This is a genomic window from Klebsiella sp. R445 (genome assembly GCF_051131755.1).
Lineage (GTDB): Bacteria > Pseudomonadota > Gammaproteobacteria > Enterobacterales > Enterobacteriaceae > Klebsiella > Klebsiella lignicola.
The window spans coordinates 704,997-717,036 of sequence record NZ_CP180446.1 but is presented as its reverse complement, the minus strand read 5'-3'; the positions used below and the strand labels follow the sequence as shown (position 1 = coordinate 717,036).

Below are 12,040 nucleotides of genomic sequence, written 5' to 3'. Positions count from 1 at the left end.
AGTTAAGTGAATGGACAAATAATTTTTCCATATTTATCATTATCTTGATAGCTATCAAAAAGTGAATAAAATGCGGGTGGGCGTATTGACTTTATTGTGTGTCCCGGTCCAGCATGAGAACACGCAACACACAAGGTGTTAACTGTGAATTAACAAATACCCATAAATATATAAAGGCTTTATTTGATTGCGGTGAATTTACATTCATCGTAACGGGCGCGCTCGTCATCAAATCAGGGCCGGGGAATTGTTAATGTCGACCACCCCTGACTGGTAAATGAATTCAGGCCAGTCATCGTTCCGGAGAATTGTTATGTCAGGCTGTATGACTCGTGAAGATTTTAATGCGTATATGGTGCCCTGTTTTGCCCCAGCTCCTTTTATTCCGGTGAAGGCGGCGGGTTCAACCGTCTGGGATCAGCAGGGGAAAGACTATATCGATTTGGCGGGCGGGATTGCCGTGAACTCACTCGGTCATGCTAACCCGTCGCTGGTGGCGGCGCTGAAGTCGCAGCTTGATAACCTGTGGCACGTCGGTAACGGCTACACCAACGAGCCGGTACTGCAGCTGGCCAAAACGCTGGTGGAATCCACCTTTGCCGACAAAGTGTTCTTCTGCAACTCCGGTGCGGAAGCCAACGAAGCGGCGCTGAAGCTGGCGCGTAAATACGCCCACGATAAATTTGGCGCCGATAAAAGTGAAATCATCGCCTTCCAGAATGCCTTCCATGGCCGCACCCTGTTTACCGTGACGGTCGGCGGTCAGCCAAAATACTCCTGTGATTACGCGCCGCTGCCGCAGGACATTACCCATCTGCCGTATAACGACATTGCCGCCGTGAAAGCCGCGATCTCGGACCGCACCTGCGCGGTGATCGTCGAGCCGATTATCGGGGAAGGCGGCGTGAGACCGGCTGACCCGGCATTCCTGCAGGCGCTGCGCGAGCTGTGCGACCAGCACGACGTCACGCTGATTTTTGATGAGGTACAGACCGGCGCCGGACGTACCGGGTCGCTCTATGCCTACCAGCACTACAATGTGATCCCGGATATTCTCACCAGCGCGAAAGGGCTTGGCGGCGGCTTCCCGATTGGCGCGATGCTGACCAAAGAGGCGTGGGCGCAGGTTTTCCAGCCGGGCACTCACGGCACCACCTTTGGCGGTAACCCGCTGGCGGCAACGGTCGCCAACGGCGTGCTGGCACAGATGGATGGCGAACTGCTGGCCGGGGTCAGCGTTCGTCACGATCTCATCGTCGAAAAACTGAATGCCCTGAACGCGCGTTACGATCTCTTCAGCGCGGTGCGCGGAATGGGGCTGTTGATTGGTGCCGAGCTTGCCAGCCACCTGCGTGGTCAGGCCAAAACGCTGACTAACCTCGCGGCGGAAGAGGGGCTGATTGCGCTGATCGCCGGGCCGGACGTGCTGCGCTTTGCACCGGCGCTCAATATCCCTCTGGCGGATATTGAGGAGGCTTTTGTGCGCCTTGAGCGTGCCGTCGCCCGCCTGACAGCCTGATCCGGGAGACGGTTTATGATGCTATTTCGTCCCGTTCGGGAAAATGACCTCGACGATATTATCCGCCTCGCGTCGCGGGCGGGTGTCGGTATGACCTCGTTACCCAACGATCCCGTGCGCCTGGCCGCACGGATCCAGCGCAGCGTGGAAACCTTTGACGGCAAGCTGTCGCGGGGCCAGCAGGGTTTTCTGTTTGTGCTGGAAGATACCCACGCCGGCCGGGTGGTGGGCGTCAGCGCTATCGAAGTGGCGGTGGGGCTAGATGAGCCGTTTTACAATTTCCGCCTGCAGCGCACCGTACGTGCCTCGAAAGAGCTGGGGGTCTATAAAAACCAGGAGCTGCTCAACCTTAGCTATGACCATACCGGTCATAGCGAACTGTGTACGCTGTTCCTCGATCCGGAATATCAGAAAAACCGTAATGGGCTGTTCTTATCCAAGGCGCGCTTCTTATTTATCGCCGCCTTCCGCGAACTGTTTTCACCTCATCTGTTTGCTGAGTTGCGCGGGCGCAGCGACGAGCAGGGTAACTCGCCCTTCTGGGATGCACTGGGGCACCATTTTTTCGACATTCCGTTCGCCGACGCCGACCGTCTGACCGGCACCGGCATGAAGACCTTTATTGCCGAGCTAATGCCGGCGTACCCGATCTACGTGTCGCTGCTGCCGGAAAACGCCCGGGCGGTGATTGGTGAAGTGCATGCCAACACCTCACCGGCGCGGGCGATTCTGGAAAAAGAGGGATTCAGCTGGCGCGGATCGGTGGATATTTTCGATGCCGGCCCGGTGCTGGAGGCGGAAACCGACGCCATCAGAGCGGTCAGCGAGAGCCAGTTTATTCCGGCGCTGCAGCTGAAGGCTTCGGGGTCGTCGCCGCTGATTGTCGCCAATAACCAGTTTGCCCAGTTCCGCGCGGTGCTGCTATCGCCGGAAGACCAACCTGAACTTAACCAATCCATGCTGGATGCGCTGGCGGTCAATGATTCCGAGCGGGTCCATGCGGTGACTTTACTCCCGGAGGCAAGAACATCATGGCGCTAAATGCACAGTTTATCGCAGGACAATGGTTGCAGGGCGCCGGCGCGCTGCTGACGAAACTGGCGCCAGAAGACCAGTCGCTGTTGTGGCAGGCCACCAGCGCGGGTGCGGCGGATGTTCAGGCCGCCTGCAGTGCCGCCCGCGGTGCCTTTTACGCCTGGTCCCACCGGCAGGTGACTGAACGTATTGCCTGTGTTCAGCGCTTTGCGGCACTGCTGGAGAGCGAAAAAGAGCGGCTGGCGACGCTGATTTCCCGTGAAACCAGCAAACCGCTGTGGGAAACCCGCACCGAAGTGCAGGCGATGATCGGCAAGGCCGGAATCTCGATTGAGGCCTACCACGAACGTACCGGCCAACGTGAAACGGCGATGCCGGACGGCAAAGCGCTGCTGCGCCATAAACCGCACGGCGTGATGGCGGTGTTTGGCCCCTATAACTTCCCCGGCCATCTGCCAAACGGTCACATTATTCCGGCGCTGATTGCCGGCAATACCGTGGTCTTCAAGCCGAGCGAACTGACACCGGCTACCGCAGAACTGACGGTGCAGTTGTGGCAGCAGGCCGGGATCCCGGACGGGGTGATCAACCTGATTCAGGGTGGCAAAGAGACCGGCCAGGCGCTGCTGGAAAACCGGGATATCGACGGCGTGCTGTTTACCGGTAGCGCTTCGGTCGGGTTCCATTTCCACCGTTACCTCGGCGGCCAGCCGGAGAAAATGCTGGCGCTGGAGATGGGCGGCAATAACGCGCTGATCGTCGCCGACGTGGCCGACAGCGACGCGGCGCTGAATGTGATTATTCAGTCGGCCTTTATCTCTGCCGGGCAGCGCTGCACCTGCGCGCGTCGGCTGCTGGTCCCGCGAGGTGCCGAGGGTGATGCACTGCTGCAGCGGTTGGTTGAGGCCAGCGCCCGTATCCGGGCTGGCAAATGGGATGCTGAGCCGCAGCCGTTTATGGGCGGGGTGATCTCGCTGACCGCAGCGCAGGGGATGCTGGCGGCGCAGGACAAGCTGGCCGGGTTGGGGGGGACGGTGTTACTGCGGATGCAGCAGCCGGATCCGCAATCGACAGCATTAACGCCGGGCATTATCGACGTCACCGGGATTGATGTTCCCGATGAAGAGTACTTCGGTCCACTGCTGACCGTTATCCGCTACGACGCGTTTGATGAGGCGATACGCATTGCCAACGCTACCCGATACGGGCTGGCGGCGGGGCTGATCTCTGCCGACCCGGCGCTGTTTGAGCGCTTTGCTGATGAGGCGCGGGCCGGGATCGTCAACTGGAACAAGCCGCTGACCGGTGCCTCCAGTAAAGCACCGTTTGGCGGCGTGGGCGCCTCGGGCAACCATCGTGCCTCGGCGTGGTATGCCGCCGATTATTGCGCCTGGCCGATGGCCTCGTTGGTCAGTGACACGCTGACGCTGCCGGCGACCACTTCGCCTGGCCTGCCATTCTGATAACGGATCCTGAGAGGACACTATGTCTGGTTTTGAAGCTAATTTTGATGGCCTGGTCGGGCCAACGCACCACTACGCCGGGCTGTCGGTCGGTAATGAAGCCTCGCAAAACAACCGTGACGGGGAGTCGAACCCGAAAAAAGCGGCGTTGCAGGGGCTGTTTAAAATGAAAACCCTGGCGGATAAGGGCTTCATTCAGGGGATTTTACCGCCGCAGCCGCGACCGAATATGACCGCGCTGCGCGGTCTGGGTTTCCAGGGCAGCGACGCCCAGGTTATCCAGAGCGCTGCGGCACAAGCGCCGCAGCTGCTGTCGGCGTTTAGCTCTGCGTCATCGATGTGGACCGCCAACGCCGCGACGGTATCGCCTTCCGCCGACAGCGCCGACGGCAAGCTGCATTTTACGGTCGCTAACCTGAACAACAAACTGCATCGCTCACAGGAAGCGCCGACCACCGCTGCAATTCTGCGTGCCACCTTTGCCGATGAAACCTGCTTCAGCCACCACGGCGCTCTGCCGCAGCATGAGTATCTGGGTGATGAAGGGGCGGCCAACCACAACCGTTTTTGCCGCGACTATGACCGTCAGGGCGTCCAGTTTTTTGTCTACGGTAAGCGCGCCAGCGGCGGCGTGGCGCCGGTGAAATATCCGGCCCGCCAAACCCTGGAGGCCAGCCAGGCCATCGCCCGGCTGCATCAGTTGAACCCGGACTATACCGTTTTCGCCCAGCAGGACCCGGCGGCTATCGACCGCGGCGTATTCCATAACGACGTCATCGCGGTCAGCAACCGTCACGTGCTGTTCCACCACCAGCATGCCTTTTTAAATCAGCAGGCGGTGCTGGATCAGCTGCGGGAGAAAACGGCGCAGCTGGATATTCCGTTTACCAGCGTTGAAGTGCCGCAGGCGCAGGTCAGCCTTGACGATACCGTGGCCTCCTACCTGTTCAATAGCCAGCTCCTCAGTAAGGCGGACGGCAAAATGTTGATCGTGGTGCCGGAAGAGTGCCGCCAGCGCAGCAACGTCTGGCAGTATCTGACCGGGCTGGTCAGCGACAGCGCTTCACCTATTAATGAAGTGGCGGTATTCGACCTGCGCGAAAGTATGCGTAACGGCGGTGGCCCGGCGTGTTTGCGTCTGCGGGTGGTGCTCAACCATCGCGAACTGGCGGCGGTTAACCCCCAGAGCCTGATGAATGATGAGCGTTATCAACAGCTGACCCGCTGGGTTGAAAAACACTACCGTGACCGGCTGCACGCTCGCGACCTTGGCGACCCGCAACTGCTGGGTGAGGTGTATCAGGCCCTCGATGAACTGACGCAAATTTTAGGTCTGGGGTCGGTCTATGACTTCCAGCGCTAAGGGGCCTGCAATGGAAACGTGGGTGAACGATTTACATCACTGTCGCCTGTCGAGCTGGCCGTTTCCGCCGGATATCGAGGCGCGCTGGCTGGCGGATGGCGTGCTTCAGCTGCTACCGGTGAAGCCGTGGAGCCAGGCCACGGTGGTGTCGGCGGGGATCCACGGTAACGAAACCGCACCGATTGAGATCCTGCTGCAGGTGATGCACGGCCTGAGCGAAGGCCAGCAGCCGCTACAGCATGCGCTGCTGCTGATCTTCGGCAATCTGCCGGCGGTGCGCGCCAGCCGTCGCTACTGGCATTACGACCTGAACCGCCTGTTTGGCGGGCGGCACCGTGCCGTGGCGCCGGGTAACGAGTCGCGGCGCGCGCAGGAGCTGGAAACCGTCGTGGAGGCCTTCTTTAACACGGCGGACAGCCAGGGCGCGGTCCCGCGCCGGCATCTGGATTTGCATACCGCCATTCGCGGCTCACGCTACCGGCAGTTTGCGCTGCTGCCGGCTCACGACGGCGACTACAGTGCTGAGTTTTACCAGCTGTTGCAGGCCAGCGGGATGGACGCCATTGTGCGCCATACCGAACCGGGAGGCACCTTTACCCATTTCACCAGCGAGGTCTTTGGCGCGCAGAGCGCCACGCTGGAACTGGGTAAAGTCATGCCGTTCGGGGAGAACGACCTCGCGCTCTTTGCCGCAACCGAGGCGGCGATCTGTGCGCTGATTGCCGATGCACCGCTGCCTGCGAGGGCGAAAGCGCCGGCGGACTATTTTCTGGTACAGGAGAGCATCATCAAGAGCGATCGCGATTTCACGCTCAACCTGGATCCGAAAATTGAAAACTTCACCGCGCTGCCCGCCGGGTATGAGATAGCCTGCCAGCCGGAAAAAACGTGGGTGGTTCAGGCGCACGCGCCGTACATCTTATTTCCCAATGCGGGAGTGGCAACCGGTCAACGTGCCGGTTTGTTACTGAAGTCTGCCGCGCCATGCCTTTCTTTGCCTGCCTGAAGGAATCGACATGACTCAACATCAACGCGAGGGGCAGACCACGTCTGCCATCGAGGGGGAGCGCCCGTCGCAGCTCAAACGCGGCCTTGGCGCCCGGCACATTCAGATGATTGCGCTGGGCGGGGCTATCGGGACCGGCCTGTTTATGGGCGCGGGAAGAAATATTGCCGTAGCGGGGACGTCGATCCTCGTCATCTATGTGCTGGTGGGCTTCTTTACCTATATGGTGATGCGGGCGATGGGCGAGGTGCTGCTCACCCGGCTGGACTATCGCTCCTTCGCCGATTTCGTCGGCGAGTACCTCGGTCCGCAGGCCAGCTTCTATCTGGGCTGGACCTACTGGCTGAGCTGGGTAGTGACCTGTATCGCCGACGTGGTGGTCTGCGGCAGCTACATGCAGTACTGGTTTCCCGAGATGTCGGCCTGGATGCCGGCGCTCAGTACCCTTGGGATCCTGTTCCTGTTTAACCTGCTGTCGGTGAAAATGTTTGGCGAGGCCGAGTTCTGGTTTGCGCTGATCAAGGTGATTACGATTATTGCGCTGATTATCACCGGGGCGTGGATGATCGCTATTGGCTGGACCTCGCCGGACGGAGTGAAAGCCTCGCTGAACCATATCACTGACCCGGCGGTGTTTATGCCGCACGGCGTCACCGGGTTCTTTGCCGGTTTCCAGATAGCCATTTTCTCCTTCACCGGGATTGAACTGCTCGGCACTATGACCGCCGAAACCCGTGACCCGCAGAAGATTTTACCGAAGGCGATCAACGCGCTGCCGCTGCGCATTATCATTTTTTATCTGCTGTCGATGGTGGTGATTATTGCCGTGGCCTCCTGGCCGGGCGTCTCGCCGGATGCCAGCCCCTTCGTGACGTTGTTTGCCAACGCCGGGCTGCCGGCAGCGGCGGCGGTGATCAACTTTGTGGCGCTAACCTCAGCGATGTCGTCGGCCAACAGCGGGGTCTACTCCAGTACCCGCATGCTGTACGGTCTGTCGGTGGAAAAGCATGCCCATGGTCAGTTCCGCATTCTGTCTCGTTCCACGCGGATCCCGGTGCGCAGCCTGCTGTTCTCCTGCTTCTGCATGCTCAGCGGTACGCTGCTGCTGTTCCTGGTGCCGAACGTGATGACCCTGTTCACCATTGTGTCGACGCTGGCGGCGATTATGGTGGTGTTCAGTTGGGGAATGATTCTGGTGGCCTATCTGGTGTATCGCCACAAGCGCCCGGATCTGCATCAGCAGTCGACCTTTAAGATGCCGGCGGGCGTGGTGATGAGCTGGGTGAGTCTGCTGTTTTTCGCCTTCGCCATCTTCATCATGATTTTCGACCCGGATACGCTGAAAGCGCTGCTGGCGACGCCGTTGTGGTTTATCGCGTTGTGGCTGTGCTGGAAGATCAAGAATAAGCGGGAAGGGCAACGCCAGCTGGAGAGGCTCAACGCCTAACACAACGCCGACAACAGCAGGACTGTTGTCGGCGTTTGTTTTATTGATTATCGATTTTTTACAGCTGACCGGCCTCGGCAACCGGGGTTGCCGGGGTCTGCTTCAGACGGCTGGCGCAGAAGATAGCGATCAGCGAAATCACCACCGTACCGCTCAGATACCACGCCACCGGCACCCAGTCACCGTCATATTTCGCCAGCAGTCCGGTGGCGATAAGCGGAGCCGTCCCGCCCGCCAGTGCCGCGCCAAGCTGATAGCCCAGCGTGATCCCGGTGTAGCGTACGTTGGCGCTGAAAATTTCCGAACACAGGGTTCCCAGTACGGCGGTTACCGGTGCCCACAGCACGCCGAAAGCAACCACCGTGGCTAACACAATGCCCCAGGTGGTTTGGGTATCCAGCAGCATGAACCACGGAACGATAAACAACCCGAGCAGCAACACGCTAATGGAATACATTTTCTGGCGGCCGATTTTATCGGAAAGCAGCCCCATCAGCGGGATCATCACCGTGGCCACCAGCGCGCCAAGGGTCACGGCCTCCAGCGCCTGAGATTTTTGATAGGTCAGGGTGTTGGTGGCATAGCTGACAATAAAGGTCGAGAAGATATAGAACGGGGCGGTTTCGACAACTTTCAAACCGGCGGCAATCAGCACTTCGCGCCAGTGGAACCTGAGGGTATCGCGCAGCGGCGCTTTCGCCACCTGACCAGATTTTTTGACCTGCTTAAAGGCCGGTGTTTCATCGATATCTTTACGGATCCACAGGCCCAGCAGCACCAACACCGAGCTTAACAGGAACGGAATACGCCAGCCCCAGGAGAGGAACTGCTCTTCGCTAAACAGCGTCATCAGGGAAACGATAAAGGTCGCCATCAGCATGCCGATGGTGACGCCAGCCTGCGGAATACTGCCGAAAAAGCCTTTGCGCTTTTCCGGGGCATATTCGTAAGCCAGCAGCAGCGCGCCGCCCCATTCGCCACCGATCCCCATCCCCTGGACGATACGCAGGGTAATCAGCAGCGCCGGCGCCCACAGGCCGATCATCTCATAGGTGGGCAGCAGTCCGATGGCCACCGTAGCGCCGCCCATCAATGACAGCGTCAGTACCAGCGTTTTTTTACGCCCAATCCGGTCACCAATGTGGGCGAACAGCACCCCTCCTATAGGGCGAATAAAAAAGGTTAATGAAAACGAGAGCCAGGAGAGGATTAGCCCGATGACCGGGTCGACCATCGGAAAGAAGATCTTGTTGAACACCAGCGCGGCCGCGGTGCCGTAGAGAAAATAGTCGAACCATTCAATGGCGCTACCAGTAAGGCTGGCAATCAGCACCTTCTTGTTTTTCTTGAGGATGGATGTGGTACTACTATCGTGTATCGTCATTATTCACTCGACTCCGCCATGGTCATAACGTTCCAGGTAGCACCTGTGGTGATTGAGGTGCAACCTGGCACAAGAAAAGGTTGTGTAATTGTTAAGCAACTTAGGGTGGTGTGTTATTTTTGGCAAGTCATCAGACGAGTTAATTGAGTGAAAACAGCGGTATTACGCCCTATATCACACGGCATTTATCATATTCTGTACGCATTTGCGCTGATTAATGGCGTTATCATGGTGATTTATTCAGGTGCAACCCAATGATTTTTAGATGTTTCTTGTTATTTCTTTTTTGTTACAAATTGCCGTCAATATAACGATGGCCCCAGGCAGAGGTTATGATGTGATGAAACGTCGTGACCCGATGAGTAGTCATAAAAAGGAGTGAGTATGACAGAGCATTTTCCAACCCTCGCGGATGAGACACTGGCGGCGGCAAACCTGGTGGGACAATGGCTGGCGCTGGACGATTTCAGTGTGCAGCAACCGCAGCCCGCTATAGATGTAGTGGTTCTCGCAGGTAATGCGGTGATCCCAACGATAGATACCGCCTGTCTCTTAGCGATACAGAGCGGGGCGCCGCTGCTGATCAGCGGGGGGATCGGCCATTCAACATCTTTTCTCTATCAGGCAGTACAGCAGGATCCGCGCTATCGCGAGCTGCCGGTGGAAGGTCGCCCGGAAGCGCATATCCTCGCCGATATCGCCCATCAGTTCTGGCAAATACCCCGGGAACAGCTGGTGGTAGAGGACCGTTCCAGCAACTGCGGTGAGAACGCGCTATTTACCCGTCAGACCCTCGAGGCGCGCGGTATGGTGCCTCGTTGCGGCGTGGTGATTCAGGACCCGACCATGCAGCGACGCACCATGGCGACTTTTGCCCGCATCTGGCAAGGCGCAGCGACGGCTCCGCGGTGGTTCGGTACGCCGGGCTTTACGCCGTGCCTGTACAACACGCCGCAGGGGGTTGCGTTTAGGCATGAGGCTGACGGCGTGTGGCCGGTCGGGCGCTATTTGTCGCTGATCCTCGGAGAGCTGCCGCGCCTGCAGGATAACCCGCAAGGCTATGGCCCTCGTGGTAAAGGCTTTATCGTTCACGTCGATATCCCGGCGCAGATCGTTGCTGCCGGGGAACGTCTGCGCGCAGACAGCCTGCTGACGGAAGCTCTGCAGGCGCGTACGCTGGCGTGATGACTGCCCGTTTGCGAGCATTTTTTCGCAAACGGGCAGCTCTTGTTGCCAGAATGTAACTTTTCAGCAGTGATCAACGCTATTTTTCATGAACTGATTCACAAAACCGCGCGCAGGTGCTGGGTTTATTACGCTTTGTGGATAAATTTTTAACAAAACAATTACTTGTTAAAAACACTAAATCTACAGGAGCAGGCCATGACAGCACCCGTTCAGCATCAGATGTATATTGATGGTCAGTTTGTTGCCGGGCGCGGCGACGCCTGGATCGATGTGCACAATCCGGCGACTGAAACACTGCTGTCGCGCATCCCTGACGGCACGGCTGACGATGCGCGCCGGGCAATTGACGCAGCTGAACGCGCACAGCCGGCCTGGGAAGCGCTGCCGGCGATTGAGCGTGCGGGCTGGTTGCGTAAAATTGCCGCCGGGATCCGTGAACGCGCCGACGACATTGCCGGGCTGATCGTCGCGGAAGGGGGCAAAATCCAGCAGCTGGCGGCGGTGGAAGTGTCGTTTACCGCCGATTACCTTGAGTATATGGCAGAGTGGGCGCGCCGCTATGAAGGCGAGATAGTCCAGAGCGACCGTCCGGGTGAAAACATCCTCGTATTCAAACGCGCATTGGGAGTCACTACCGGAATTTTGCCGTGGAACTTCCCGTTTTTCCTGATTGCCCGCAAGCTGGCGCCGGCGCTGATCACCGGCAACACCATCGTCATTAAACCAAGTGAATTTACCCCCAATAACGCCATCGCTTTTGCGCAGATTGTCGATCAGATCGGCCTGCCGAAAGGGGTCTTTAACCTGGTGCTGGGCCGCGGGGAGACCGTTGGTCAGGAACTGGCTGCCAATCCGAAAGTGGCGATGGTCAGCATGACCGGCAGCGTCGGCGCCGGTGAAAAAATCATGGCTGCGGCGGCGAAAAACATCACTAAAGTATGCCTGGAGCTGGGCGGTAAAGCTCCGGCTATCGTGATGGATGACGCCGACCTTGAGCTGGCGGTAAAAGCGGTGGTCGATTCGCGGGTGATTAACAGCGGGCAGGTGTGCAACTGCGTTGAGCGGGTGTATGTACAAAAAGGCATTTACGATCGTTTCGTTAATCGTCTGGGCGAGGCGCTCAAAGCGGTGGCGTTTGGCGACCCGAGCGTGCGCAACGATATCGCGATGGGACCGTTGATCAATGCCGCCGCGCTGGAGCGCGTCGAGCAGAAAGTGGCGAAAGCCCTGTCACAGGGGGCGCGTCTGGCGCTGGGCGGTAAAGCGGTGGCGGGGCAAGGCTACTTCTACCCGCCGACTCTGCTGCTGGATGTACGCCAGGAGATGGACATTATTCACGAGGAGACCTTTGGCCCGGTGCTGCCGGTGGTAGCGTTTGAGACCCTGGAAGAGGCGCTGACCATGGCCAATGATAGTGATTATGGACTGACCTCATCCATTTATACCCGGGATCTGAATGTCGCCATGAAAGCGATTAAAGGGCTGAAATTCGGCGAAACCTACATCAACCGCGAAAACTTTGAAGCGATGCAGGGCTTCCATGCGGGCTGGCGTAAATCGGGGATCGGCGGCGCTGACGGGCGTCATGGTCTCAACGAATACCTGCAAACTCAGGTGGTCTACCTGCAATCGTAA

General features: G+C 58.4%; 9 protein-coding genes. 8 read left to right on the top strand and 1 reads right to left on the bottom strand.

Going from position 1 to position 12,040, the window contains the following annotated elements; all coding sequences use genetic code 11:
• Positions 1-313: 313 nt before the first annotated feature.
• Genes ACMYSN_RS03320 through ACMYSN_RS03295 form a run of 6 tightly spaced genes read left to right on the top strand, consistent with a single transcriptional unit; the run spans position 314 to position 7,833 of the window.
• Positions 314-1,519: a PLP-dependent aminotransferase family protein gene (locus tag ACMYSN_RS03320; protein ID WP_462497006.1), complete on the top strand. Its 1,206-nt coding sequence runs from the start codon at positions 314-316 to the stop codon at positions 1,517-1,519.
• A gap of 18 nt (positions 1,520-1,537) precedes the next feature.
• Positions 1,538-2,560, top strand: a complete 1,023-nt coding sequence (astA, locus tag ACMYSN_RS03315; RefSeq protein WP_462498190.1) for an arginine N-succinyltransferase — start codon at positions 1,538-1,540, stop codon at positions 2,558-2,560.
• The gene (gene astD, locus ACMYSN_RS03310) at positions 2,551-4,017 is read left to right on the top strand and encodes a succinylglutamate-semialdehyde dehydrogenase (RefSeq protein ID WP_462497005.1); all 1,467 of its coding nucleotides are present in this window, start codon (positions 2,551-2,553) and stop codon (positions 4,015-4,017) included. The genes astA and astD overlap by 10 nt, the downstream gene beginning before the upstream one ends.
• Before the next feature lie 22 nt (positions 4,018-4,039).
• Entirely contained in the window at positions 4,040-5,380 is a 1,341-nt protein-coding gene (gene astB, locus ACMYSN_RS03305) for an N-succinylarginine dihydrolase (RefSeq protein WP_462497004.1), read from the top strand.
• Positions 5,381-5,390: 10 nt separating this feature from the next.
• Positions 5,391-6,386: a succinylglutamate desuccinylase gene (gene astE, locus ACMYSN_RS03300; RefSeq protein WP_462497003.1), complete on the top strand. Its 996-nt coding sequence runs from the start codon at positions 5,391-5,393 to the stop codon at positions 6,384-6,386.
• A gap of 10 nt (positions 6,387-6,396) precedes the next feature.
• A complete protein-coding gene (locus tag ACMYSN_RS03295; RefSeq protein WP_462497002.1) occupies positions 6,397-7,833 on the top strand; it encodes an APC family permease in 1,437 nt (478 codons plus the stop codon).
• Positions 7,834-7,891: 58 nt separating this feature from the next.
• Here the strand turns inward: ACMYSN_RS03295 and ACMYSN_RS03290 are convergent, their stop codons facing one another.
• Positions 7,892-9,217, bottom strand: a complete 1,326-nt coding sequence (locus ACMYSN_RS03290) for an MFS transporter (protein WP_462497001.1) — start codon at positions 9,215-9,217, stop codon at positions 7,892-7,894.
• Between the two features lie 384 nt (positions 9,218-9,601).
• On the opposite strand from ACMYSN_RS03290, the gene ACMYSN_RS03285 reads away from it, so the two are divergent.
• Both ACMYSN_RS03285 and aldA read left to right on the top strand, forming a co-directional pair.
• Positions 9,602-10,402 carry a YdcF family protein gene (locus tag ACMYSN_RS03285; RefSeq protein ID WP_462497000.1) on the top strand — a complete coding sequence of 267 codons (801 nt, stop codon included), beginning with the start codon at positions 9,602-9,604 and terminating at the stop codon, positions 10,400-10,402.
• Positions 10,403-10,600: 198 nt separating this feature from the next.
• The gene (gene aldA / locus ACMYSN_RS03280) at positions 10,601-12,040 is read left to right on the top strand and encodes an aldehyde dehydrogenase (RefSeq protein WP_462496999.1); all 1,440 of its coding nucleotides are present in this window, start codon (positions 10,601-10,603) and stop codon (positions 12,038-12,040) included.

Bases quoted from the DNA above. Each gene is read 5' to 3' on its own strand.
- ACMYSN_RS03320 (WP_462497006.1), top strand. From the start codon at position 314: ATGTCAGGCTGTATGACTCGTGAAGATTTTAATGCGTATATGGTGCCC.
- astA (WP_462498190.1), top strand. From the start codon at position 1,538: ATGCTATTTCGTCCCGTTCGGGAAAATGACCTCGACGATATTATCCGC.
- astD (WP_462497005.1), top strand. From the start codon at position 2,551: ATGGCGCTAAATGCACAGTTTATCGCAGGACAATGGTTGCAGGGCGCC.
- astB (WP_462497004.1), top strand. From the start codon at position 4,040: ATGTCTGGTTTTGAAGCTAATTTTGATGGCCTGGTCGGGCCAACGCAC.
- astE (WP_462497003.1), top strand. From the start codon at position 5,391: ATGGAAACGTGGGTGAACGATTTACATCACTGTCGCCTGTCGAGCTGG.
- ACMYSN_RS03295 (WP_462497002.1), top strand. From the start codon at position 6,397: ATGACTCAACATCAACGCGAGGGGCAGACCACGTCTGCCATCGAGGGG.
- ACMYSN_RS03290 (WP_462497001.1), bottom strand. From the start codon at position 9,217: ATGACGATACACGATAGTAGTACCACATCCATCCTCAAGAAAAACAAG.
- ACMYSN_RS03285 (WP_462497000.1), top strand. From the start codon at position 9,602: ATGACAGAGCATTTTCCAACCCTCGCGGATGAGACACTGGCGGCGGCA.
- aldA (WP_462496999.1), top strand. From the start codon at position 10,601: ATGACAGCACCCGTTCAGCATCAGATGTATATTGATGGTCAGTTTGTT.